This is a genomic window from Haemophilus parainfluenzae, assembly GCF_003252795.1.
Lineage (GTDB): Bacteria > Pseudomonadota > Gammaproteobacteria > Enterobacterales > Pasteurellaceae > Haemophilus_D > Haemophilus_D parainfluenzae_K.
The window spans coordinates 268,759-292,810 of the sequence record NZ_QEPQ01000002.1; the positions used below are offsets into that span (position 1 = coordinate 268,759).

The 24,052-nt window shown below is 40.3% G+C and carries 24 protein-coding genes and 1 other annotated feature; of the genes, 19 read left to right on the forward strand and 5 right to left on the reverse strand.

The window, feature by feature from the left end; genetic code table 11:
* Positions 1-7 precede the first annotated feature (7 nt).
* From hscB to iscX, 5 genes are all read left to right on the forward strand, one after another.
* Positions 8-529, forward strand: coding sequence for a Fe-S protein assembly co-chaperone HscB (gene hscB, locus DPV81_RS03835; RefSeq protein WP_049366375.1), 522 nt, complete (start codon positions 8-10; stop codon positions 527-529).
* Positions 530-603: 74 nt separating this feature from the next.
* The gene (locus DPV81_RS03840; protein WP_111386842.1) at positions 604-1,290 is read left to right on the forward strand and encodes a DUF2625 domain-containing protein; all 687 of its coding nucleotides are present in this window, start codon (positions 604-606) and stop codon (positions 1,288-1,290) included.
* A 40-nt stretch (positions 1,291-1,330) separates the two neighbouring features.
* Positions 1,331-3,187 (forward strand): Fe-S protein assembly chaperone HscA, encoded by a 1,857-nt coding sequence (gene hscA, locus DPV81_RS03845; protein ID WP_111386844.1) that lies wholly within the window; start codon positions 1,331-1,333, stop codon positions 3,185-3,187.
* 45 nt (positions 3,188-3,232) lie between these two features.
* Positions 3,233-3,574 (forward strand): ISC system 2Fe-2S type ferredoxin, encoded by a 342-nt coding sequence (gene fdx, locus DPV81_RS03850; protein WP_005696659.1) that lies wholly within the window; start codon positions 3,233-3,235, stop codon positions 3,572-3,574.
* Positions 3,574-3,768: a Fe-S cluster assembly protein IscX gene (gene iscX / locus DPV81_RS03855; protein WP_014064926.1), complete on the forward strand. Its 195-nt coding sequence runs from the start codon at positions 3,574-3,576 to the stop codon at positions 3,766-3,768. Before fdx ends, iscX begins: the two co-directional genes overlap by 1 nt.
* 114 nt (positions 3,769-3,882) lie before the next feature.
* On the opposite strand, the gene mglC is transcribed toward iscX, so the two are convergent.
* The 4 genes from mglC to DPV81_RS03875 form a co-directional block, all read right to left on the reverse strand.
* Positions 3,883-4,893 carry a galactose/methyl galactoside ABC transporter permease MglC gene (gene mglC / locus DPV81_RS03860; protein WP_049373959.1) on the reverse strand — a complete coding sequence of 337 codons (1,011 nt, stop codon included), beginning with the start codon at positions 4,891-4,893 and terminating at the stop codon, positions 3,883-3,885.
* A gap of 18 nt (positions 4,894-4,911) precedes the next feature.
* On the reverse strand, positions 4,912-6,426 hold the full coding sequence (gene mglA / locus DPV81_RS03865) for a galactose/methyl galactoside ABC transporter ATP-binding protein MglA (protein WP_165818956.1): 1,515 nt from the start codon (positions 6,424-6,426) through the stop codon (positions 4,912-4,914).
* A 78-nt stretch (positions 6,427-6,504) separates the two neighbouring features.
* Positions 6,505-7,500: a galactose/glucose ABC transporter substrate-binding protein MglB gene (gene mglB, locus DPV81_RS03870; protein WP_049373957.1), complete on the reverse strand. Its 996-nt coding sequence runs from the start codon at positions 7,498-7,500 to the stop codon at positions 6,505-6,507.
* A 178-nt stretch (positions 7,501-7,678) separates the two neighbouring features.
* Positions 7,679-8,686 (reverse strand): substrate-binding domain-containing protein, encoded by a 1,008-nt coding sequence (locus DPV81_RS03875; protein WP_111387034.1) that lies wholly within the window; start codon positions 8,684-8,686, stop codon positions 7,679-7,681.
* Positions 8,687-8,900: 214 nt separating this feature from the next.
* On the opposite strand from DPV81_RS03875, the gene galT reads away from it, so the two are divergent.
* From galT to murA, 12 genes are all read left to right on the forward strand, one after another.
* Positions 8,901-9,947 carry a galactose-1-phosphate uridylyltransferase gene (galT, locus tag DPV81_RS03880; protein ID WP_111386847.1) on the forward strand — a complete coding sequence of 349 codons (1,047 nt, stop codon included), beginning with the start codon at positions 8,901-8,903 and terminating at the stop codon, positions 9,945-9,947.
* Positions 9,948-10,001: 54 nt separating this feature from the next.
* Entirely contained in the window at positions 10,002-11,156 is a 1,155-nt protein-coding gene (gene galK, locus DPV81_RS03885; RefSeq protein WP_111386849.1) for a galactokinase, read from the forward strand.
* On the forward strand, positions 11,150-12,175 hold the full coding sequence (gene galM, locus DPV81_RS03890; protein ID WP_111386850.1) for a galactose-1-epimerase: 1,026 nt from the start codon (positions 11,150-11,152) through the stop codon (positions 12,173-12,175). Before galK ends, galM begins: the two co-directional genes overlap by 7 nt.
* 141 nt (positions 12,176-12,316) lie before the next feature.
* Entirely contained in the window at positions 12,317-13,213 is an 897-nt protein-coding gene (gene corC, locus DPV81_RS03895; protein WP_111386852.1) for a CNNM family magnesium/cobalt transport protein CorC, read from the forward strand.
* Positions 13,214-13,287: 74 nt separating this feature from the next.
* Complete coding sequence (gene lnt / locus DPV81_RS03900; protein WP_111386853.1) at positions 13,288-14,820, forward strand: apolipoprotein N-acyltransferase; 1,533 nt, start codon at positions 13,288-13,290, stop codon at positions 14,818-14,820.
* 72 nt (positions 14,821-14,892) lie between these two features.
* On the forward strand, positions 14,893-15,687 hold the full coding sequence (gene mlaF, locus DPV81_RS03905; RefSeq protein WP_111386855.1) for a phospholipid ABC transporter ATP-binding protein MlaF: 795 nt from the start codon (positions 14,893-14,895) through the stop codon (positions 15,685-15,687).
* Positions 15,684-16,469 (forward strand): lipid asymmetry maintenance ABC transporter permease subunit MlaE, encoded by a 786-nt coding sequence (gene mlaE / locus DPV81_RS03910; protein ID WP_111386857.1) that lies wholly within the window; start codon positions 15,684-15,686, stop codon positions 16,467-16,469. Before mlaF ends, mlaE begins: the two co-directional genes overlap by 4 nt.
* A gap of 12 nt (positions 16,470-16,481) precedes the next feature.
* Positions 16,482-16,988: an outer membrane lipid asymmetry maintenance protein MlaD gene (gene mlaD / locus DPV81_RS03915; protein ID WP_111386859.1), complete on the forward strand. Its 507-nt coding sequence runs from the start codon at positions 16,482-16,484 to the stop codon at positions 16,986-16,988.
* A gap of 21 nt (positions 16,989-17,009) precedes the next feature.
* Positions 17,010-17,657 (forward strand): phospholipid-binding protein MlaC, encoded by a 648-nt coding sequence (gene mlaC / locus DPV81_RS03920; RefSeq protein ID WP_070868785.1) that lies wholly within the window; start codon positions 17,010-17,012, stop codon positions 17,655-17,657.
* 4 nt (positions 17,658-17,661) lie between these two features.
* Positions 17,662-17,997, forward strand: a complete 336-nt coding sequence (locus tag DPV81_RS03925; protein ID WP_111386860.1) for an STAS domain-containing protein — start codon at positions 17,662-17,664, stop codon at positions 17,995-17,997.
* Positions 17,998-18,010: 13 nt separating this feature from the next.
* Positions 18,011-18,268, forward strand: coding sequence for a BolA family protein (locus tag DPV81_RS03930; RefSeq protein WP_049380103.1), 258 nt, complete (start codon positions 18,011-18,013; stop codon positions 18,266-18,268).
* An 8-nt stretch (positions 18,269-18,276) separates the two neighbouring features.
* On the forward strand, positions 18,277-19,557 hold the full coding sequence (gene murA, locus DPV81_RS03935) for a UDP-N-acetylglucosamine 1-carboxyvinyltransferase (protein WP_111386862.1): 1,281 nt from the start codon (positions 18,277-18,279) through the stop codon (positions 19,555-19,557).
* 56 nt (positions 19,558-19,613) lie between these two features.
* Here the strand turns inward: murA and DPV81_RS03940 are convergent, their stop codons facing one another.
* On the reverse strand, positions 19,614-20,318 hold the full coding sequence (locus DPV81_RS03940; RefSeq protein WP_111386864.1) for a YggS family pyridoxal phosphate-dependent enzyme: 705 nt from the start codon (positions 20,316-20,318) through the stop codon (positions 19,614-19,616).
* A gap of 162 nt (positions 20,319-20,480) precedes the next feature.
* Positions 20,481-20,596, forward strand: a sequence feature (Thr leader region).
* A 31-nt stretch (positions 20,597-20,627) separates the two neighbouring features.
* On the opposite strand from DPV81_RS03940, the gene thrA reads away from it, so the two are divergent.
* The gene (thrA, locus tag DPV81_RS03945; RefSeq protein ID WP_049373944.1) at positions 20,628-23,075 is read left to right on the forward strand and encodes a bifunctional aspartate kinase/homoserine dehydrogenase I; all 2,448 of its coding nucleotides are present in this window, start codon (positions 20,628-20,630) and stop codon (positions 23,073-23,075) included.
* A gap of 12 nt (positions 23,076-23,087) precedes the next feature.
* Complete coding sequence (gene thrB / locus DPV81_RS03950; protein WP_005697139.1) at positions 23,088-24,032, forward strand: homoserine kinase; 945 nt, start codon at positions 23,088-23,090, stop codon at positions 24,030-24,032.
* Positions 24,033-24,052: the final 20 nt, after the last annotated feature.

Consider the following 24,052-nt stretch of genomic DNA (forward strand, 5'->3'; position numbering starts at 1 on the left):
AATAAAGATGACAGATCCTTTTGCTATTTTTGATTTGCCCGTTGCTTTCAATGTTGATCAAGCCCTTTTGTCTGAACGCTATTTAGTGCTTCAAAAGAGTTTGCATCCAGATAATTTTGTTACAGCAGATGCGCAAGAACAACGCATTGCAATGCAAAAGTCGACAGAAGTTAATGATGCATTAAAAACCTTGAAAGACCCAATTTTACGTGCGGAAGCAATTATTGCGTTAAATACGGGAGAAGCACAGGATTTAGAACAAAAGAGTACACAAGATGTCACATTTTTGATGCAGCAATTAGAATGGCGAGAAGAGCTCGAAAATATTGAGCAAAGCCAGGATGAGAATGCATTAGAATCCTTTGCGAAACGCGTTAAAAAAGAAACAAAAGAAATGTTGACCGCACTTGAAGCACAGCTTAATGAGCAACAATGGTCAACTGCAGCACAATTCTGCGATAAATTACGTTTTCTAAAAAAATTGGCGGATGAAATTAGCCAAGTAGAAGAACGTCTATTTGAATTATAATCTTGAGGGCGTTTAATACGCCCTTTTCGCTATTGATAAATGGGCTGCAGCCCTCATACTAATGAAACCCGATTATGCAAACTTTAGAACAACTGACTGATGCCTCAAAATCTGCTTGGGGAACCATTTCCCAATGGATTGATCATGCTCGTAATCATTGTGAAGTGATTAAAAAAGATCAATCTAGTGCAGAACGTGAGCTTTTCACTATGCAAATGCCAACGTCTTCTCCGATGGGCGCGGTGATTTATGAAACGGGTGGCATTTTAATCCATCATGGTTGGTTGCGTATATTGGGTTCAGGCAGTTTTAAATTGCCACGTGGATTAATGGATTGGAATTTCAGCAAATCCTTTAATCAATCAGGTGATAAACCGAAATATTTGCTCGTTGCAGATGATGTCATTGGGGGATATTTTGCTTTAAATGGTGGTTCTTTAGGGGATAATCTCGGCAAAATTTACTATTTTTCGCCGAAAGACTTAACTTGGCATGATTTAAATTTTACCTATACGGATTTCTTAGCTTGGGCATTAAATAGTGACATTGAAGCATTTTACCAAAATCTGTTTTGGCAAAATTGGCAAGAAGATGTAAAACAACTCGATGGTAATCACATGATTGTTTTTACACCAGAGCTTTCGGAAGATAAGACGACTGAGATTAATCAGCGCGAGCGACGCGAAGTCAATATTGAAACGCATTACAATGCAAGTTTCACCGAACAAGATAAATTTGCGCAAGCTTATTCAGTCGCATAATCAGCTTTTAACGAATTAATTATTAGAGATAAAAAGAGATATGGCATTACTCCAAATTGCAGAGCCAGGACAAACGGCTGCACCTCATCAACATCGTCTTGCGGTAGGGATTGATTTAGGTACAACAAACTCTTTAGTTGCCGCAGTGCGTAGCGGTCAAGCCACCATTCTGAATGATGAACAAGACAGAAGCCTTGTACCTTCAGTTGTGTATTATGGTGAAAATGAAAAACTTGTGGGTACTGAAGCATTTGCCAAAGCTGCAATTGATCCTAAAAATACGATTATTTCGGTTAAACGTTTGATTGGACGTAGTCTTGGTGATGTGCAAGCTCGTTATACCAATTTACCGTATGAATTTGTGGCAAGTGAAAATGGCTTGCCATTATTGGTCACGCATCAAGGTAAAAAAAGCCCAATTGAAGTCTCTGCGGATATTTTATCTCGTTTAAATCATATTGCAGAACAGCGCCTTGCAGGTGAGCTTTCTGGCGTGGTGATTACCGTACCCGCTTATTTTGATGATGCTCAACGCCAAAGTACAAAAGATGCAGCACGTCTTGCAGGGTTAAATGTATTACGTTTATTAAATGAACCCACTGCTGCAGCAGTCGCTTATGGTTTAGATAGCGGAAAAGAGGGCGTCATCGCTGTTTATGACTTAGGTGGCGGTACCTTTGATATCTCAATTTTACGCTTATCTAAAGGCGTATTTGAAGTTTTAGCAACAGGTGGGGATACCGCTTTAGGTGGTGATGATTTTGACCATTTAATTGCCGATTGGATTGTTGAACAAGCGGGTATTCAACCACAAAATGTGAATGAACAACGTGAACTTTTGAGCTTAGCGACTCAGACTAAAATTGCTTTAACGAGTGAGCAAAGTGCGGTCATTTCTTGGCGCGGATTTGAAGGTGAGTTAAGTCGTGAGCAATTCAATGAATTAATCCACTCATTGGTAAAACGTTCTTTATTAACCTGCCGTCGAGCATTGAAAGATGCGCATGTTGAAGCTGAAGACGTGCAAGAAGTGGTTATGGTTGGAGGCTCAACTCGTGTGCCTTACGTACGTGAACAAGTGGGCGAATTTTTTGGTAGAACACCATTAACCTCGATTGACCCAGATAAAGTAGTAGCCTTAGGTGCGGCAATTCAAGCGGATATTTTAGTGGGCAACAAGAATGACAGCGATATGTTGTTACTCGATGTGGTGCCGCTTTCTTTAGGTATTGAAACCATGGGCGGTTTAGTGGAGAAAATTATTCCACGTAACACCACGATTCCAGTGGCTCGCGCGCAAGAATTTACCACCTTTAAAGATGGTCAAACTGCGATGACGGTACATGTAGTACAAGGTGAACGGGAATTAGTGGATGATTGCCGTTCTTTAGGTCGTTTTACGTTGCGTGGTATTCCGCCAATGGTAGCAGGCGCGGCCCATATTCGTGTGACTTATCAAGTGGATGCGGATGGCTTATTAAGTGTGACCGCCATGGAAAAATCCACAAAAGTCCAAGCATCGATTCAAATTAAGCCTTCTTATGGTTTAACCGATGAAGAAGTGACGGCAATGATTAAAGCTTCTTTTGATAATGCACAAGATGATATGCAAGCTCGTGAATTAGCCGAGCAGCGCGTTGAGGCTGATCGTGTGATTGAAAGCGTGATTGTGGCATTACAACAAGATGGGGCTGAATTATTAACCGAAGCTGAATTCCACCAAATTGAAAATGCATTGAAACAATTAATGGATGTAAAAGAAGGAACAGAACGTCATGCTATCGTTCAAGGAATCAAAGCCCTTGATGTCGCGACTCAAGAATTTGCGGCAAGACGAATGAATAAATCCATTAACCAAGCGCTGACAGGCAAATCTGTATCAGATATTGAGCAATAAAGTGTGGTTATAAATTAACGAGTTTTTTATATTGAGGAAAGTAATATGCCAAAAGTGATTTTTTTACCGAATGAAGAATTTTGCCCAGAGGGTATGGTGGTTGATGCTGCAGCAGGCGATAACTTATTAGAAGTGGCACATAATGCGGGTGTGGAAATTCACCACGCTTGCGATGGTTCTTGTGCTTGTACAACATGCCATGTTGTGATTCGTGAAGGGTTTGATTCATTAAATGAAGCTAGCGATCAAGAAGAAGATATGTTGGATAAAGCATGGGGCTTAGAAATGGATAGCCGCCTTTCTTGCCAATGTGTCGTGGGTGATGAAGATTTAGTGGTGGAGATCCCTAAATATAATATTAACCATGCGAATGAGGCAGCTCACTAATGAAATGGACTGATGCACAACTTATTGCAGAAGAGCTGTATGATCGTAATCCAGATTTAGATCCTAAAACGGTACGTTTCACAGATTTGCATAAGTGGATTTGTGAACTAGACGATTTTGATGATGATCCAATGAAATCTAACGAGAGTATTCTGGAAGCGATTTTGTTGAAATGGTTAGATGAATACGAGTAATTGATGAGATTAATCAAGCGAGCTGAGAGGCTCGCTTTTTTGTTTTGAGAATTTACCTCAAAATAAAACCGCACTTTATTGCTAAAGTGCGGTTATTTTCATCGTTGTTTTTAATTATTTTTTCTTCGCATATTTTAAGGAGTCGATAGCAACCGCGAGGATGATAATGCTACCTTTAATGATATATTGCCAGTAAGGGTTTACACCGATGTAAGTTAAACCGTAGTTAATAACGGTGAAGATGATAACACCCGTGATTACACCGATAACAGTACCCACACCACCAGCGAAAGATACACCACCTACCACGCAGGCAGCAATCGCATCTAATTCATACATGAAACCAAGGTTGTTGGTAGCACTACCGATACGACCTGCTTCTAACATACCACCGAATGCATAGAACATACCAGCAATCATGTAAATCACAACAAGGTTACGCGCTACGTTTACGCCAGATACTTTTGCGGCTTCAGGGTTACCACCGATAGCAAAGATATTTTTACCGAAGCGTGTTTTATTCCACATTACCCATACTAAGAATGCACAAATTGCGGCATAAATAGTGATGTAGGATAATTTGAATGAACCGAGTCTGAAGAAGCCTTGTGCGAAGTTAGAGAATGATTCGCTGAAGCCTGCGATTGGTGAGCCACCCACGCCATCATAATAAAGTGAGTTGAAACCGTAAACGATGATCATGGTACCCATGGTTGCAATGAACGGGGTTACATTGAGATAAGCGATAACTAAACCATTCACTAAGCCGATTACAGCACCTACTGCACAAACAGTCAGGATAACTACTGGAATAGGAATTTCACCTAAATCAGGGAACACGCGGTTCATGTTTTCCATTGATTGCAAGAGGGTAGCAGAAATAACCGCTGCTAAACCTACTTGGCGACCGGCAGATAAGTCGGTACCTTGAGTGATAAGCAAGCCTGCAACACCTAGGGCAATAATGAGACGGACGGATGACTGAGTTAAAATGTTACTAAAGTTGCGAACATTCAAGAATGTTGGATCTTGTGCGATGATGATGCCAAGTAAAATCAACAACACAAAATAAATCGCATTTTGTTTTAAGAAATCGAATGATTTATTTTTTGGTAAGGCACTCATAATTTGTTCCTTTATGATTTATAAATATTTTGCGGCAAGTTGCAAAATTTCTTCTTGAGACGTTTTTGCCGTTTCAACGATGCCGGCAACACGACCATTACTCATGACCAAAATTCGGTCTGTTACGCCTAATAGTTCCGGCATTTCTGATGAAATCATAATGATGCCTTTATCTTTTTTAGCGAGTTCTTGAATGAGCTGATAAATTTCAAATTTTGCCCCAATATCAATACCACGAGTTGGTTCGTCGAGCATTAAGATATCTGGTTGGGTTAAAAGCCAACGGCCGATAATGACTTTTTGTTGGTTACCACCAGAAAGCGATCCAATCGTTGTTTTGTGAGAAGGTGTTTTCACGTTCATCGCATCAATCACCCATTGTGTATCGCTCGCCATTTTTTTATTGCTGAGCAATTTCCATGGGGAGAGGTAAGATTTCATATTTGAAATCAATGAGTTGAATTCAATACTTAAGTTTGAATAAATCCCGGTTGAACGACGTTCCTCAGTCACCAAAGCAAAACCGTGGTTAATCGCCTCAAGTGCGGTATGGTTTTTCACAATTTTTCCGTTGAGCTTGATCGTCCCTTCTTTTAATTCGCGTACACCAAAAATGGCTTCCACAATATCGGTACGTTTCGCACCAACAAGACCTGCAATACCTAAAATTTCACCTTTGCGTAAATTAAAGGAAACATCTTGAATGGAAGGTTGATTCGCTGCAGTTAAATGTTCCACTTCAAGTGTGACTTCTTTTGGCACATTCGTTTTTTCTGGGAAACGTTGAGTCAATTCACGGCCAACCATCATTGAAACAATTTCTTCCATGGTGGTGCCTTTAACTTGAACGGTATTAATCCATTTACCATCACGAAGAATGGTGATTTCATCACAAATTTTGAAGATTTCATCCATTTTGTGTGAAATATAGATAATGCCACAACCGCGATCTTTTAATTTTTGAATAATTTTGAAAAGATGTTCCACTTCTTTTTCTGAAAGTGAGGATGTTGGCTCATCCATAATTACGATTTTAGCGTTATAAGAGAACGCTTTCGCAATTTCGATCATCTGCATTTGTGAAACGGAAAGTTTGGCCACTTTTTCTTTTGGATCAACATCAATATCCAATTCATCGAAAATCGCTTTGGTATCACGATACATTTTTGCGTGATCCACAAAAGGACCTTTAAGTGGGTAGCGACCTAACCATAAGTTATCCATTACACTAGTTTGACGCACCAAGTTAAGTTCTTGGTGAACCATTGAAATCCCATTTTCAAGGGCTTCTTTTGATGTTTTAAAATCAACAGGTTTGCCTAAGAATAAAATTTCACCTTCGTCTTTTGCATAAATTCCGAAGAGGCATTTTAATAATGTCGATTTACCCGCCCCGTTTTCGCCCATTAAGGCATGAACAGAGTGAGAACGAACTGTTAGATTGGCGTGATCAAGGGCTTTTACACCGGGGAAAGACTTACTGACATCCGTCATTGTCAGTAGTACATCACTGTCTTGGGTTTGAGTTGTCATATCCAACCTCATCAAAAAGGGGGAAAGGGAATTTGGGTTTCCTTTCCCCCTAAAATTAAAGAAAAGCAATAGATTTTCTTATTTTAAGAATTCACTTAGGTTATCTTTATCTACACCAACATAAGGGATACGTACCACACGGTTTTCTAATTTCCATTGTGTACCTTCTGTTGCTGCTTTACCGTTAGCAAGATTTGCAGAAAGTTGAACAACTGCTTTACCTTGGTTAACGCCATCGTTTAACACAGTACCAGCAATTTCGCCTTTCTTAATTAATTGAAGTACTTCTGGTAATGCATCTACACCAAAGATTGGTAATTTTTTACCGTGTGCTTTGGTTGCTTCTAATGCACCTAATGCCATACCGTCATTGTTTGAAATAATCATTTCAATTTCGTTAGCTTTAGAGCTAGATAACCATGCATCCACTTTATCTTTAGCCATTGCTGCATCCCACATACCGGTATCAATAAATAATTGCTCGGTTGGAATACCTTTCGCATTTAATTGCTCAATCACATATTTAGTACGTGCTTCAGCATCTGGGTGACCTGGTTCACCTTTTAATAATACATATTGGATTTTACCGTCTTTGTTTAAGTCTAAGGCTGGCATTGCTTTCCATTGTTTTGCAATTAAATCCCCTTGGATTAAACCTGATTCTTTCGGATCGGTACCCACATAGTAAGCGTGATCATAGCTACCGATTGCTTTTGCACCAGGGTCTTTATTGAAGAAAACAACAGGAATGTCATCTTGTTTCGCTTTGTTGATAACAGTTGATGCTGCAGCTGGGTCCACTAAGTTAATGGCTAGGGCTTTTACACCTTTAGAAAGCAAACCATCTACTTGGTCGTTTTGAATAGATTGTGCATTTTGAGAGTCATTCATCAATAACTCAATGCCGCCAAGGGCTTTCGCTTCTTTATCGATTTCTTTACGCATTAATGACATGAAGTTGTCATCATATTTATAAATGGTAACACCAATACGGTTATCGGCTGCGAAACCTGAAGTTGCTGAACCTAAACCGATTGCTAAAGCGACCGCACTTAATACTGCTGTTTTTTTCATAAAAACGCTCCTATTAGAGAAAGAGATTTTATTGTTGATTTTTATATACCAAATAGAGGAATGTTGCGTACATCTATTGCAACTGAATCCATCATAACGAAATCAAAATTGTTAATCTGTGATCAAACTCACATAAATGAAAACGATTACATAGCAATGTTTAAATTTGTGATCTCCATCACGGTTTCATTGAATTTTCTACAGAAAAACGTCTCACCAAGGTTGGATTAAATTGGACAACAGTCGGTGTAACAATAGACGAGTCAACTAAGCTCAAAGCCAGTTTTGCCGCATAATTTGCCATTAAATCAATTGGATAGCGAATAGTGGTAAGCTTAGGAATCAAATATCGAGCAATTGGCATATCATCAAAGCCCACAATGGAAAACTGTTTCGGCACTTTGATATTGTTTTCATTTAAAACGGAAATTGCTCCCGCAGCCATCGTATCGTTATAGGCCACTACAGCGGTTAAATTGGAGTTGTAGCTCAATAAATCAATCATGGCCTTTTCACCACCTTCAAAATCAGGTGAATTATGCACAATGGCTTGTTCTACAATGGGGAAGTTATGCGCTTCTAAGGCTTCTAAGTAGCCTTCCTTACGTTCTGTTTCATCTAAAATACCGTGATTGGAACCAATATAGGCGATGTGCTTATGGCCATAACGAATCAACATTTCAGTGGCAAGATAGGTGCCTTGACGGTTATCAAGGCTGACGCAACGATTTTCATAGCCTGCAATCACACGGTTAATCACCACCATACCGGGTACATTTTCTAAATAATGCTGTAACTCTTCGTCAGAAAGGGCTTTGGAATGAACGACCAGACAGCTACAACGCTTGCGTAGCAAGGTATCAATGGCTTCACGCTCTTTTTCTGCATGATGGTATCCAATGCCGATCAAAATCGTTTTTTGATGCTCTTCAGCAACTTTATCGACCGATTTAACCAAGATAGCAAAGAACGGATCCGTTACATCAGTAACCACCACGCCAATGGTATCAGTATTTTGTACTGCCAGAGCTTGTGCGTTTGCATTGGGTTGATAATTTAAGACTTCCATTGCACGTTGTACTGAATAACGGGTTTTTTCACTCACAGATGGGGAGTGATTAATCACCCGGGAAACAGTGGCAACCGACACGCAAGCTAATTCAGCAACATCTCGAATTGTAGGCATAACAGGGCTCTCATTCATTTTTTCATAGCAATTATCATAGTAAATTTGAATAAAATTGAAAGCGGTTACTTTCAAAAATGCTACATTCGTCACAAAAAAGTGATTGGACTAGCGCCTTATTTCCTGATTTTGTGATAATGATCACGGTTTATTTTTTTTAATTTGTTATCTTATGAAGAGAATTTTGTAATCGTTTACATTTTGGAGCAAAAATATGAGCGAAACCATATTTGAACCGACAGATCATCCGCATCGTCGTTATAATCCGTTAATTGACCAATGGGTTTTAGTCTCGCCACATCGTGCTAAACGTCCATGGCAGGGGCAACAAGAAAAAGTGAGTGAGGAACAAAAGCCAAGTCATGATCCAAATTGTTATCTCTGCCCGCGTAATAAGCGTATTACAGGTGAACCGAATCCGGATTACCATAAACCTTATGTATTCAAAAATGATTTCTCGGCTTTATTAGAAGATACACCAGCGCCAGAGCAATCAGCCGATCCGCTTTTCCAAATGAGCCAAGCTCGTGGTGAAAGCCGTGTTATTTGTTTTTCACCAGATCACAGCAAAACCTTACCATTATTGACCGCACTTGAAATTGAAGAAGTGATTAAAGTGTGGCAAGAGCAATTACGTGAACTGGGTCAAAAATATCAGTGGGTACAGATTTTTGAAAATAAAGGCGCGGCAATGGGATGCTCCAATCCCCATCCGCACGGACAAATTTGGGCAAACAGCTTTTTGCCGAATGAAGTTGCTCGCGAAGATGTTGCTCAACGAAATTATTATGAAAAGCACGGTTCGGTACTTTTAGTGGATTATGTTCAAAAAGAATTAGAGAAAAAAGAACGTATTGTGGTGGAAACCGAGCATTGGGTTGCGGTAGTGCCTTATTGGGCGGTGTGGCCATTTGAGACCTTGTTGTTGCCTAAAGTGCATGTAAAACGCTTAACAGAATTAACCGAGGCTCAAGCTAAAGATCTTGCCGTGATATTGAAAAAACTGGCAACGAAATACGATAACTTATTTGAAACCTCTTTCCCGTATTCAATGGGTTTCCATGCAGCGCCATTTAATGGCGAAGATAACGAACATTGGCAGCTTCATGCGCATTTTTATCCTCCATTATTGCGTTCAGCTACAGTACGTAAATTTATGGTGGGTTATGAGATGCTAGGTGAAAGCCAACGTGACCTCACCGCTGAGCAAGCAGCAGAAAGATTACGTGCGTTAAGCGAAGTACATTATAAAGAACGTTAAGAAATCCTTTCCCTCTTGAGTTAAGGGGGAGTGTGAAAGATAAAGGAAAATAATATGACTCCAGTCCAAAAATCCCAACACATTTTTACGCAAAAATATAACAAGCAACCGGAACTGACGGTGTATGCACCAGGTCGTGTAAATATTATCGGCGAACATACCGATTACAATGATGGTTTTGTGATGCCTTGTGCAATCAATTATGGTACAGCCATTGCGGGATCAAAACGAGCTGATCATATTTGGAATGTCTATGCGGCAGATCTTGATCTTGCGGATACCTTTTCTCTTGATGAAGATTTCTCTCAAAGTGAGCAAAAATGGGCGAATTATGTGCGTGGTGTCGTGAAATTTATTCAAGAGCGTTGCCCGCAATTTAAGCAAGGTGCTGATTTAGTCATTTCAGGAAATGTGCCACATTCTTCTGGTTTAAGCTCTTCCGCCGCTCTTGAAGTAGCTACAGGGAAATTCTGTCAACAACTCAGTGATTTACCTTTAACACATACAGAGATTGCTTTGATTGGTCAAAAAGCTGAAAACAAATTTGTAGGCGCAAATTGCGGAAACATGGATCAATTAATTTCCGCTTTAGGGCAAAAAGATCATCTCTTAATGATTGATTGCCGTAGCTTAGAAACACAGCCAACGCCTGTGCCGAAAGATGTCGCGGTTATTATTGTGAACTCTAATGTACCGCATGATTTGGTGACGGGCGAATACAACACACGCCGTTGGCAATGTGAAAAAGCCGCAGAATTCTTTGGTGTGAAAGCGTTGCGTGATGTGTCAGTAGAAGAATTCCAAAAAAGAGAAGCAGAATTGACCGCACTTAATGCTTTAGTGGCCAAACGTGCACGCCATGTGGTGACCGAAAACCAACGTGTACTTGATGCCGTTGAAGCATTAAAACATAACGATTTAACAAAATTAGGCGAATTAATGGGGCAATCTCACGAATCAATGCGTGATGATTTTGAGATTACCGTGCCGCAAATCGATTATCTTGTTGAACTCGCTCAATTAGTCATTGGTAAAACTGGTGGCGCGAGAATGACAGGTGGTGGTTTCGGTGGCTGCATTGTTGCCCTTGCTCCTCATGATAAAGTCGAAGCTGTGCGTAAAATCATTGCCGATAATTATGAAAAACAAACTGGCTTAAAAGAAGATTTCTACGTTTGCACAGCCTCACAAGGAGTGAGTCTATGCTAGAAAAAACGGTGTTCAATGCACCAGATGGACAGCCTTATCAACTTGTTCAACTCACCAATTCGAATGGCATGACCGTGCAATTTATGGATTGGGGAGCCACTTGGCTTTCTTGTAAAGTCCCTGTGAATGGTGAGTTGCGAGAAGTGTTACTCGGCTGCAAAGTGGAAGATTATCCTCATCAAACTGCTTATTTGGGTGCAAGCGTAGGACGCTATGCGAACCGTATTGCTAACGCCCAATTTGAATTAGGTGAGCGAACAATCCATCTGGTCGCTAATCAAGGCAAACATCAATTACATGGTGGCAAAGAAGGCTTTGATAAACGCCGTTGGAAAGTCGAAGAGTGCGGTCAGAATTTTGTGCGTTTTTCTCTTGTGTCTCCTGATGGAGATCAAGGTTTTGAAGGCCATGTACAAGTTAATGTGCTTTACACGCTGACCGATGAAAATAGCGTAAAAATTGAGTATGAAGCAGAAAGCGATAAAGATACTGCGCTGAACTTAACGAACCACGCTTATTTTAATTTAGAAAATACAGAGCAGGGCAGTGATGTACGAAATCATACACTACGCCTTAATGCGGATTTCTATTTACCGGTTGATGGCGAAGGCATCCCAAATTCACCACTAAAACATGTGGTGAATACTAGCTTTGATTTTCGTGTGGCAAAACCAATCGTACAAGATTTCCAACAAGGCGATCAAGTGGTAACGAAAGGTTATGATCATTCCTTTATCGTCAATAAAGCATGGCAAAAACCTTGCGTATTATTGACTTCTCCTAATGAAGATTTAAGCCTTGAAGTGCTCACATCCCAAGCAGCGTTACAGGTTTATACGGGAAACTATCTTGCAGGCACTCCAACTCGAGCAAACAGTACTTATCAAGATTTCAGTGGCATAGCCCTTGAAACTCAATGCCTTCCCGATACCCCAAACCACCCAGAATGGCAAAATTATGGCGGTATTCAAAAAGCAGGTGAACGCTATTACCAGTGGACAGAGTTTAGGTTTAAATAGGTAATCTCTGAAAGTGCGGTTAAAAACTATGGTGTTTTTAACCGCACTTTATTTTCAGCCATTTAGCTTAAGTTTTTTGCGATTTTTGTCAAAATATGCTACTTTTTACGCAGTCAATCCGACAGTAACACATTTAATTTTATGAACGAAGAACATTCGAGTAATCAAACTGAAACAACTAAAAAGTCTTTTTTCCAATCACTTATAGGGCGCTTTTTCCAAGGTGAGTTGAAAAACCGTGAAGAACTCGTGGAAGTGATTCGCGATTCAGAACAAAACGATTTAATCGATCAAAACACTCGTGAGATGATTGAAGGGGTAATGGAAATCGCAGAGCTTCGCGTGCGCGATATCATGATTCCTCGCTCGCAAATTGTATTTATTGAATCGAATCAAGATCTCGATGCCTGTTTGAATACCATTATTGAATCAGCCCACTCTCGTTTTCCTGTGATTGCAGATACGGATGACCGCGATAATATTGAAGGTATTTTGCACGCAAAAGATTTGCTTAAGTTTTTACGTGAAGATGCGGAAGAGTTCGAACTTTCCCAGTTGTTACGTCCAGTTGTGATTGTGCCAGAAAGTAAACGTGTTGATCGTATGTTAAAAGATTTTCGTTCTGAGCGTTTCCACATGGCGATTGTGGTGGATGAGTTTGGTGCGGTATCAGGTTTGGTGACCATCGAAGATATTCTCGAACAAATTGTCGGTGACATTGAAGACGAATTTGATGAGGAAGATGTCGCGGATATTCGTCAGCTTTCTCGTCACACTTATGCGGTACGTGCGTTAACGGATATTGATGATTTTAATGCGCAATTTAATACGCATTTCGATGATGAAGAAGTGGATACCATTGGCGGTTTAATCATGCAAGCCTTTGGGTATTTGCCTAAACGCGGTGAAGAAATTACCTTAGAAAATATTCAATTTAAAGTGACTTCAGCCGATAGTCGCCGTTTAATTCAAGTACGCGTAACCGTGCCAGATGAGCATTTGTCGGATATGGAAGGCGTAGAAGAGCAAGCTGAGTAAGTTATTCAGTTTGACCGTATTCTTAGCCCCCTCTTTGCTAAAGAGGGGGAATATTTTTTTGTAGTATTGATAAAATGAATAAATTAGTCGTTTATCTTATAGCCCTGATTTCTGGTGTGATTGGCGTATTTGCCTTTTCGCCGTTTGATTATTGGGGATTAGCCTATGTGTCCTTAGGCGGATTACTTTTTGTGGCAAAAAATGCAAAAAAATCAACCGCACTTTTTGCCACCTTTTTGTGGTCGATGGGCTTTTTCTGTTTTGGTGTAAGTTGGTTAAATGTCAGCATTCATCAATTTGGTGGGGCATCCCTTGGCATGAGCTATCTCTTGGTGGGCTTACTTTCGGCTTACCTTGCACTTTATCCAATGCTTTTCACTTATTTAGTGCAACGTTTTCAGGTGCAAAGTGCGGTCATTTTTGCCGCGATTTGGACATTGACTGAATTCTTGCGCGGTTGGGTATTTACTGGTTTTCCTTGGTTACAATTTGGTTATACCCAAATCGACAGTCCGTTTTACGGTATCGCGCCGATCTTTGGTGTCACGGGGATGACATTCTTTACCGTTTGGGCAAGTGCGGTCATTTTTAATTTTGTTTTTTCACTATCGAAAAAACAATTGAATTTGGTCAGTGTGAATGCATTGCTATTATTGGTTGTGGGTGGATTAAGTGCTTATGCAGGTAAGGTGAATTTTGTTCAACCCAAAGAAGGTAAAGGACTCACTGTCACGCTTGCACAAGGCAATATTGAGCAAAATTTAAAATGGGATCCTGAATACCTTTATGCCACAGTGGATATCTATCAAAAACAAATTTTGGCGCATTTAGGCAAGTCTGATTTGATTATTTTACCCGAGTCGGCATTGCCTACCCTTGAAAATGCGATTACGCCATTTTTTGAAGCTTTAGATAAAGTGGCAAAAGAGAAAAATACGGAAGTAATGATTGGTACCGTATATCGCGATGAGCAAAGTGGTAAATTATTAAATTCGATTGTGACGGCCGGGAATCCTGATTTCCCTTATGAGTTGACGACAAAAAATCGTTACAGCAAACATCATCTCGTACCATTTGGTGAATATGTGCCGTTAGAAAGTTTGTTACGTCCACTTAATTCCGTATTTAATTTGCCAATGTCTGCGTTCCAAAGTGGCGATGCGGTACAGCCATCTTTTATGGCAAAACAACATGCTTTTGCGCCAGCTATTTGTTATGAAATTATTTTTGGTGAGCAACTTCGTGAAAATCTGAAAAAAGAAACAGATTATTTGCTGACTATTTCTAATGATGCATGGTTTGGTGATAGCATTGGCCCTTGGCAGCATTTACAAATGGCTAGAATGCGCGCGCTCGAATTAGGTAAACCATTAATTCGTGCAACGAATACAGGGGTTTCAGTGTTTATTGATGCAAAAGGCAACATTGAAGCGCAAGCACCTCAATTTGAGGAAACAACGCTGACCCATAAAATGGTGCCAACAGAAGGCAAAACGCCTTATGCAGCATTAGGTAATTTACCTATTTATGTGTTGTCATTGATTTTTGTGTTATTACGTGGCTTTACGACGTTATTAAAACGCCGCTTGAACCTTTCACAAAAATAGCAGTCAAAACGACCGCACTTTTTTAACGTGAGAGAAAAATAAATTTCTTCTTATAAAACCAATGAGATTTTAATGAATAAAAATCTAATCGAAGTCAAAAACCTGACCTTTAAACGAGGTGAGCGTGTGATTTACGATAACCTGAATTTAAAAGTCCAACAGGGCAAAATTACAGCCATAATGGGGCCATCAGGGATCGGGAAAACCACGCTGCTGAAATTAATTGGTGGGCAGTTGTATCCTGAACAAGGCGAGATTTTGTTTGATGGACAAGATATTTGTCGTCTTTCAAATCGCGAGCTTTACGAAGTACGTAAACGCATGGGAATGTTATTCCAATCAGGCGCTTTATTTACGGATATTTCCACGTTTGATAACGTGGCATTTCCGATTCGCGAGCATACCTGTTTGCCGGAAAGTCTAATTCGTCAAATTGTGTTGATGAAATTAGAAGCGGTGGGCTTACGTGGTGCAGCAGATTTGATGCCTTCAGAGCTTTCTGGTGGGATGGCGCGTCGTGCCGCATTGGCTCGAGCAATTGCACTTGATCCGGATTTAATTATGTTTGATGAGCCGTTTACAGGGCAAGATCCAATCAGCATGGGCGTAATTGTGAGCTTAATTAAACGCTTAAATGAGGCATTAAACTTAACGTCTATCGTGGTTTCCCATGATGTTCAGGAAGTATTAAGCATTGCCGATTATGCCTATATTATTGCGGATAAACATGTGATTGCCGAAGGAACATCAGAGCAACTGCTCGCTAGCCAAGATCCTCAAGTGGTGCAGTTCTTAAAAGGCGAAGCGGATGGACCGGTGAGATTCCATTATCCAGCAAAAGATTATGTGGAGGAATTATTTAAATGATCGTTGATATGATTTCTTCACTTGGACGAAGCGTAATCAAATTTTTCCGTGCATTAGGCCGATCAGGCTTTATGTTGTTTGGTGCGTTAGTCGGTAAGCCACAAATTCGTAAGCATTTTCCTTTATTAGTGAAGCAGTTGTACGTATTAGGTGTACAGTCTTTATTAATTATCCTGCTTTCAGGTTTATTTATTGGGATGGTGTTAGGCTTACAAGGCTATGTAGTCTTGGTGGATTTTTCTGCTGAAACCAGCCTTGGACAACTTGTGGCACTGTCTTTATTACGTGAATTAGGCCCAGTAGTGACCGCACTTTTATTTGCGGGTCGTGCAGGTTCAGCGTTAACGGCTGAAATTGGCTTAATGAAAGCCACAGAACAACTTTCTAGCCTTGAAATGATGGCGGTTGATCCATTACGTCGAGTGATTGCACCACGTTTTTGGGCAGGGCTGATTGCGATGCCAATTCTTGCGCTTCTCTTTACCGCGATTGGTATTTGGGGCGGTGCGCTTGTCGGCGTAGATTGGAAAGGTGTTGATGCAGGTAGCTTCTGGTCAGTGATGCAAAATTCCGTCAGCTGGAGCTATGACATTCTAAACGGATTTATTAAAAGCGTATTTTTCGCCATTGCCGTGGTGTGGATTGCGTTATTCAATGGTTATGATTGTATTCCGACATCAGAAGGTATCAGTCAAGCCACAACCAGAACAGTTGTCCACGCATCACTTGTGGTTCTTGGGCTCGATTTCATCTTAACTGCCATTATGTTTGGGGCAGGCTAAAAGGGTATTTTTATGCGACAAACAATTAAATATGAATTTTGGGTAGGGTTATTTTTACTACTCGGTATCGCCGCGTTAGTGTTTTTAGGCTTACGTGTAGCGAATGTGCAAGGTTTTGGTGAAACAAAATCTTACACAGTGACTGCAACTTTTGACAATATTGGTGGACTAAAAGTCCGTGCACCACTTAAACTAGGTGGGGTAGTGATTGGTCGTGTGTCTGACATTACATTAGACGAAAAATCTTACTTGCCAAAAGTCAGTATTGCGATTAATGAAGAATATAAAGAAATTCCGGAAAACAGTTCGTTATCGATCAAAACATCGGGATTATTGGGCGAGCAATATATCGCCTTAACTATGGGTTTTGATGATGGTGAAACCGCGATGTTAAAAAACGGTAGCCAAATTCAAGACACGAAATCCGCAATGGTATTGGAAGATTTAATCGGCCAGTTCCTTTACGGTGATAAAAAAGCCGACGGTAATGCTGACAAAGCAGAACCTAAAGCCAAATAATAATCTTTATTTAGGAGATTTATGATGAAATTTACTCAGTTTAAAAAATGGTTTAGCGTAATGGCATTTGCAGTGACTGCACTTTTTGTGACTCAAACTGTACGTGCAGAAACGAGCCCTTATGTGTTGATGCAACAAGCATCAGATAAGTTATTTGCCGATATCAAAAACAATCAGGCAACAATTAAAAAGGATCCAAACTATTTACGTACTATCGTGCGTAATGATTTATTACCTTACGTGCAAGTAAACTATGCAGGTTCTTTGGTGTTAGGTTCACACTTTAAATCAACCACACCAGAACAGCGTGAAAAATTCTTTAAAGCATTCAGCGATTTTATCGAACAAGCTTACGCGCAAGTGTTAACCGCTTACACCGATCAAAATATTCAAATTGAACCGGCTAAAGAAGTAGGCGACAAAAACCTTGTAAGCATTCGTGTAAACATCGTGCAAAATGGTGGACAAGCGCCAATCAAGTTAGATTTCAAATGGCGTAAAAACAGTAAAACTGGCGAATGGCAAGCTTATGACATGGTTGCAGAAGGCGTGAGCATGGTTGTCACCAAACAAAACGAATGGAGTGGTATTTTACGTCAACAAGGTATTGATGCTTTAACAGCTCAAATTCAAAAATCTGCCGCAGCACCCGTGACATTGAGCAAATAAGCGAATGACTGCGTTAAAGTGGGATTTAATCCAAAATAATGATAAGATAGCTCTTCAATTATCGGGGGAGCTATCCCGCAACACGTTGTTACCATTATGGCAGCAACGTGCTTCTTTTTTATCAGAAAAACTAGCGAATCAAAGTTTCATTGAATTTGATTTTACGAATATTAAACGAATTGATTCGGCTGGTTTTGCATTATTGTGTGATTTTCTACATGATAGTGAGCAGTTACCAAATAAAAAAGTGCGGTTGATAAATCCGCCGGAACAGTTATTAACCCTTGCTGATTTAGTGAATTTATCTCATTGGATTGGCACTTTTATTGATCATCATTAAAACGGAAATCCTAATGGAACTGCAAGAAATTGAACGTATTTTAAAAGAAAGCCTGAATGTAGATGAGGTTTATGCTCAAGGTGAAAATGCACACTTTGGTGTGATTGTGGTGAGCGATGAGATCGCTGCACTTTCTAAATTAAAACAGCAACAAACTATTTACGCGCCATTAATGCCTTACTTTCAAACTGGCGAAATTCACGCTTTAACTATTAAAACCTATACCACTGCAAAGTGGAAAATGGATCGTCTATTACATCAAGCTAGCTAGGATTTTCTATGGAAAAATTTCGTGTTTATGGCGGGCAATCTCGCTTAAGTGGTACTGTAACCATCTCTGGTGCAAAAAATGCTGCACTTCCTATTCTTTTTGCCGCCATTTTGGCGACTGAACCGGTTAAATTAACAAACGTACCAGAACTAAAAGATATTGATACCACTTTAAAAATCTTACGCAAACTTGGTGTTGTGGTAGAGCGTGATGCTGAAGGTGCAGTATTATTAGATTGTTCTAAAATTGATCACTTCGTTGCGCCATATGAATTAGTAAAAACCATGCGTGCCTCTATTTGGGCATTAGCACCGTTGGTGGCTCGTTTTCATCAAGGTCAAGTTTCTTTACCTGGTGGTTGTTCAATTGGTGCACGTCCAGTTGATCTTCATATTAGTGGCTTAGAAAAACTCGGTGCAACGATTGAGCTGGATGAAGGTTACGTAAAAGCGGTTGTTGCTGATCGTCTTGTAGGTACACGTATTGTGATGGAAAAAGTGAGTGTTGGCGCGACTTTATCCATCATGATGGCTGCAACACTTGCAAAAGGTACAACAACCATTGAGAATGCCGCACGTGAGCCAGAAATTGTCGATACAGCTGATTTCCTCAACAAAATGGGTGCAAAAATTACAGGTGCTGGTACGGATCACATTGTCGTTGAAGGTGTTGAGCGTTTAACTGGCTGCGAGCACAGCATTGTGCCAGATCGTATTGAAACCGGTACATTCTTAATTGCAGGTGCTATTTCAGGTGGTCGCGTGGTATGTAAAAATACCAAAGCGGATACCATGGATGCCGTGATTGATAAACTTCGTGAAGCGGGTGCAGAAGTTGAAGTCACAGAAGATAGCATTACCTTGGATATGCATGGCAATCGTCCAAAAGCTGTTAATATTCGTACTGCACCACACCCAGGTTTCCCAACGGATATGCAAGCTCAGTTCACCTTGTTAAATATGGTAGCAGAAGGCACAAGTATCATCACTGAAACCATCTTTGAAAACCGCTTTATGCATATTCCAGAATTAATTCGTATGGGTGGTAAAGCGGAAATTGAAGGTAATACTGCAGTGTGTCATGGTGTTGAGCATCTTTCTGGTGCAGAAGTGATGGCAACAGATTTACGTGCATCAATCAGCCTTGTATTAGCAGGCTGTATCGCAAGTGGTGAAACCATCGTAGATCGTATTTATCACATCGATCGTGGTTATGAACACGTTGAAGATAAACTTCGTTGCTTAGGTGCGAAGATTGAACGTTTCTCTGAAAAGAGCGAAGAAGTTTAATGAAATCTAGATAAAAAAGAGCGGTCAATATTGACCGCTTTTTTATTTTCTATCCATTATTTTTTCGAATAATCTCTCGCACCAAAAATGGCCGTACCGATACGCACCATGGTTGAACCGCATTTAATGGCACTTTGCATATCATCGGTCATTCCCATCGAAAGGGTATCAATTTGTTGATGAGGGAAAGCGGCTTTAAGTTGCTCAAATAATTGTTCCATTTGGCTAAAAGCTGCTTCTTGTTTAGCAATATTATCTGTCGGAGCAGGGATTGCCATTAATCCACGTAAACGTAAGTGCGGTAGATTTTCAATGTGTTTTGCAAGCTCAATCATTTCACCCGGTTGAATACCTGATTTACTCGCTTCGTCACTGATATTAATTTGAATTAAAACATTCAGTGGGGCTTTATTGACAGGTCGTTGTTCATTTAAACGATCAGCAATTTTTGAACGTTCTAGCGTTTGCATCCAATCGAAATGTTCGGCCACAAGACGCGTTTTATTGGATTGCAATGGGCCAATAAAATGCCATTCAAGCTGAATATTCTGTGCTTCAAAATACTGAATTTTATCTACACCTTCTTGAACGTAGTTCTCCCCAAATGCTTTTTGTCCTGCATGATAGGCTTCTAAAATCGCTTCATTGGGTTTAGTTTTAGAAACCGCTAATAAAGTGACCGCATTTTCAGGGCGATGAGCGAGTTGTGTGGCGTCTTGGATTTTTTGATGGATGGTTTCGAGTGCTTGTTGAATTGTCATAATTCCCTTCCTGACCAATGTGAAACTCTCTTCATTCTACACCAAAGCGATGATTTTTAGAAAAAATCTTCATTTTTTTGATTTTGTGTTTGACAAGCCTGCGCTTTTTCGGTATTTCTAAACACATCTTTTTTCAAGGTTAAAACACAATGAAAAATAACCGCACTTTCATGATTACCACCATTATTATGACCATTACGACAATTAATGGGGCGGGTTAGTGCGTAACAAACAGGATCAAGAAAACCCGCATTCAGTCTAGTGCGGGTTTTTTAGTATTTAAAAATCACAACATCTGAGGATATTATCATGCGCGTATTAAAATTTGGTGGCACTTCATTAGCCAATCCTGAGCGTTTCTCGCAAGCGGCTCAATTAATCGAAAAAGCTCATTTGGAAGAGCAGGCTGCCGGTGTGTTATCCGCTCCTGCTAAAATTACTAATCATCTTGTTGCCCTCTCTGAAAAAGCCGCATTAAACCAACCTACTGATACCCACTTTAACGAAGCCATTGAGATTTTCTATAACATCATTAATGGTTTACACGCTGAAAATAATAAATTTGATCTTGCTGGCACCAAAGCCCTCATTGATGCAGAATTTGCCCAAATTAAAGGTTTATTAGAAGAAATCCGCCAAGCTGGAAAAGTAGAAGATAAAGTTAAAGCAACCATTGACTGCCGTGGTGAAAAATTATCGATTGCCATGATGAAAGCGTGGTTTGAAGCACGCGGATACAGTGTTCACATTGTTGATCCAGTTAAGCAATTATTAGCACAGGGCGGTTACTTAGAATCTTCAGTTGATATTGACGAATCAACAAAACGCGTTGATGCGAAAAGTATCGGAAAAGATAAAGTGGTTCTAATGGCTGGTTTTACCGCATGTAATGATAAAGGTGAATTAGTGTTATTAGGCCGTAATGGTTCTGATTATTCAGCAGCCTGTTTAGCAGCTTGTTTAGATGCGTCTGTTTGTGAAATTTGGACTGATGTGGATGGCGTTTATACTTGTGATCCTCGTTTAGTGCCAGATGCTCGTTTATTACCAAGCCTTTCTTATCGTGAAGCGATGGAGCTTTCTTATTTTGGCGCGAAAGTGATCCATCCACGTACAATTGGTCCATTATTGCCAAAACAAATCCCTTGTGTGATCAAAAACACCGGTAATTCATCTGCACCTGGTTCAATAATCGATGGTCATGTAAAATCTGAAGGGTTACAAGTGAAAGGGATTACTAACCTTGACAACGTGGCAATGTTTAATGTTTCAGGCCCTGGTATGCAAGGCATGGTAGGGATGGCTGCGCGTGTCTTCTCAGCCATGTCAAAAGCCGGTATTTCAGTTATTTTAATCACTCAATCTTCTTCTGAATACAGCATTAGTTTCTGTGTGCCAGTTAAATCAGCGGATGCAGCGAAAGCGATTTTAGAACAAGAGTTTGCGACAGAATTAAAAGCGCATGACTTAGAGCCAATTGAAGTCGCAAAAGATCTATCTATCATCTCAGTTGTAGGTGATGGTATGAAACAAGCTAAAGGTATTGCGGCTCGTTTCTTCTCTGCCTTAGCACAAGCGAATATCAGCTTAGTCGCAATTGCACAAGGTTCTTCTGAGCGTTCAATTTCCGCAGTTGTCGCGCAAAATAAAGCGATTGAAGCTGTGAAAGCGACTCACCAAGCCCTTTTTAATAACAAGAAAGTTGTCGATATGTTTCTAGTCGGCGTTGGTGGCGTTGGTGGTGAGTTAATTGAACAAATTAAACATCAAAAAGAATACCTCGCAAAGAAGGACATTGAAATCCGTGTTTGTGCCTTAGCGAATTCAACAAAAATGCTTTTGGATGAAAACGGATTGAATTTAGATAATTGGAAAGCAGATCTTGAAAATGCAACCCAACCTTCTGATTTCGATGTGTTGTTATCTTTCATTAAATTACACCACGTAGTGAACCCAGTCTTCGTAGATTGTACAACAGCTGAATCGGTTGCAGGACTTTATGCTCGTGCGTTAAAAGAAGGCTTCCATGTGGTCACTCCAAATAAAAAAGCGAATACCCGTGAATTAGCTTATTACCACGAATTACGTCGCAATGCACAAGCGAGCCAACATAAATTCCTATACGAAACCAACGTAGGCGCTGGTTTACCGGTTATCGAAAACTTACAGAATTTATTGGCAGCAGGGGATGAGCTTGAGTATTTTGAAGGTATTTTATCGGGCTCACTTTCTTTCATTTTTGGTAAATTAGAAGAGGGACTTTCTCTTTCAGAAGTGACCGCACTTGCACGTGAAAAAGGGTTTACAGAACCAGATCCTCGTGATGATTTATCAGGACAAGATGTGGCACGTAAATTGCTTATTTTAGCGCGTGAAGCAGGGTTAGAACTTGAGCTTTCCGATGTGGAAGTGGAAGGCGTGTTACCGAAAGGCTTCTCTGAAGGCAAATCAGCCGATGAATTTATGGCGATGTTGCCACAATTAGATGCGGAATTTAAAGCACGCGTTGAAGCTGCGAAAGCAGAAGGCAAAGTATTGCGTTACGTAGGACAAATTAAAGATGGTCACTGCAAGGTATCAATCATCGCTGTGGATCAAAATAATCCATTGTATAAGGTGAAAGACGGTGAAAATGCCCTTGCATTCTACACGCGTTATTATCAACCAATTCCGTTGTTATTGCGTGGTTATGGCGCAGGTAACGCAGTGACTGCAGCCGGCATCTTTGCAGATATTTTAAGAACATTACACCACTAAAAAGGACTTAGCATGTTAAGAATTTATGCTCCGGCATCGAGTGCAAATATTAGTGTAGGGTTTGACACATTAGGCGCAGCCATTTCACCGATTGATGGTTCATTATTAGGTGATGTTGTACAGATTGAGTCTATTCCAAGTGGTTTTGAACTCGAAAGTGCGGGTTATTTTGTGCGTAAATTGCCAAAAGAACCGCAAAAAAATATCGTGTATCAGGCCTATGTGCTGTTTAGTGAGCAATTAAAATTACGCAATGTGAGAGTGAAACCATTGCGTTTGACCCTTGAGAAAAATATGCCGATTGGTTCGGGATTGGGGTCAAGTGCGTGCTCTATCGTAGCAGCATTAGTGGCATTAAATAAATTCCACGATGAACCATTCTCAAAAATGGAATTGTTAGAAATGATGGGGGAGCTAGAAGGTCGTATTTCAGGTTCTATCCATTATGATAATGTGGCACCTTGTTACTTAGGCGGTGTGCAATTTATGGTACAATCCCTCGGTAACATTTGCCAAAAACTGCCATTTTTTGATAATTGGTATTGGGTTTTAGCTTACCCAGGCATTGAGGTTTCAACCGCTGAAGCGCGTGCAATTTTACCGAAAAGCTACACGCGTCAAGATGTGATTTCTCATGGTCGTCATTTAGGTGGCTTTGTGCACGCATGTCACACGCATCAAGAAAACCTTGCTGCGATGATGATGAAAGATGTGATTGCAGAACCTTACCGTGAGGCTTTATTACCAAATTTCGCAGAAGTGAAACAAGCTACGCGTGATTTAGGCGCGTTAGCAACGGGGATTTCAGGCTCTGGTCCAACGATTTTCTCCATTGCACCCGATTTACAAACGGCAACAAAACTGGCGACTTATTTAGAAAATCATTATTTACAAAACAATGAAGGCTTTGTTCATGTTTGTAAGGTCGATAATGACGGCGCGAGAGAGCTCGGTTAAACAATAAATCGCTTTTATCC

Coding starts and splice junctions, on each gene's coding strand:
- murA (WP_111386862.1), top strand. CDS start 18,277: ATGGAAAAATTTCGTGTTTATGGCGGGCAATCTCGCTTAAGTGGTACT.
- galK (WP_111386849.1), top strand. CDS start 10,002: ATGACTCCAGTCCAAAAATCCCAACACATTTTTACGCAAAAATATAAC.
- lnt (WP_111386853.1), top strand. CDS start 13,288: ATGAATAAATTAGTCGTTTATCTTATAGCCCTGATTTCTGGTGTGATT.
- mlaC (WP_070868785.1), top strand. CDS start 17,010: ATGATGAAATTTACTCAGTTTAAAAAATGGTTTAGCGTAATGGCATTT.
- hscA (WP_111386844.1), top strand. CDS start 1,331: ATGGCATTACTCCAAATTGCAGAGCCAGGACAAACGGCTGCACCTCAT.
- thrB (WP_005697139.1), top strand. CDS start 23,088: ATGTTAAGAATTTATGCTCCGGCATCGAGTGCAAATATTAGTGTAGGG.
- iscX (WP_014064926.1), top strand. CDS start 3,574: ATGAAATGGACTGATGCACAACTTATTGCAGAAGAGCTGTATGATCGT.
- DPV81_RS03925 (WP_111386860.1), top strand. CDS start 17,662: ATGACTGCGTTAAAGTGGGATTTAATCCAAAATAATGATAAGATAGCT.
- DPV81_RS03940 (WP_111386864.1), bottom strand. CDS start 20,318: ATGACAATTCAACAAGCACTCGAAACCATCCATCAAAAAATCCAAGAC.
- mglA (WP_165818956.1), bottom strand. CDS start 6,426: ATGACAACTCAAACCCAAGACAGTGATGTACTACTGACAATGACGGAT.
- DPV81_RS03875 (WP_111387034.1), bottom strand. CDS start 8,686: ATGCCTACAATTCGAGATGTTGCTGAATTAGCTTGCGTGTCGGTTGCC.
- mglB (WP_049373957.1), bottom strand. CDS start 7,500: ATGAAAAAAACAGCAGTATTAAGTGCGGTCGCTTTAGCAATCGGTTTA.
- mlaD (WP_111386859.1), top strand. CDS start 16,482: ATGCGACAAACAATTAAATATGAATTTTGGGTAGGGTTATTTTTACTA.
- mglC (WP_049373959.1), bottom strand. CDS start 4,893: ATGAGTGCCTTACCAAAAAATAAATCATTCGATTTCTTAAAACAAAAT.
- hscB (WP_049366375.1), top strand. CDS start 8: ATGACAGATCCTTTTGCTATTTTTGATTTGCCCGTTGCTTTCAATGTT.
- corC (WP_111386852.1), top strand. CDS start 12,317: ATGAACGAAGAACATTCGAGTAATCAAACTGAAACAACTAAAAAGTCT.
- thrA (WP_049373944.1), top strand. CDS start 20,628: ATGCGCGTATTAAAATTTGGTGGCACTTCATTAGCCAATCCTGAGCGT.
- galM (WP_111386850.1), top strand. CDS start 11,150: ATGCTAGAAAAAACGGTGTTCAATGCACCAGATGGACAGCCTTATCAA.
- mlaF (WP_111386855.1), top strand. CDS start 14,893: ATGAATAAAAATCTAATCGAAGTCAAAAACCTGACCTTTAAACGAGGT.
- DPV81_RS03930 (WP_049380103.1), top strand. CDS start 18,011: ATGGAACTGCAAGAAATTGAACGTATTTTAAAAGAAAGCCTGAATGTA.
- galT (WP_111386847.1), top strand. CDS start 8,901: ATGAGCGAAACCATATTTGAACCGACAGATCATCCGCATCGTCGTTAT.
- mlaE (WP_111386857.1), top strand. CDS start 15,684: ATGATCGTTGATATGATTTCTTCACTTGGACGAAGCGTAATCAAATTT.
- DPV81_RS03840 (WP_111386842.1), top strand. CDS start 604: ATGCAAACTTTAGAACAACTGACTGATGCCTCAAAATCTGCTTGGGGA.
- fdx (WP_005696659.1), top strand. CDS start 3,233: ATGCCAAAAGTGATTTTTTTACCGAATGAAGAATTTTGCCCAGAGGGT.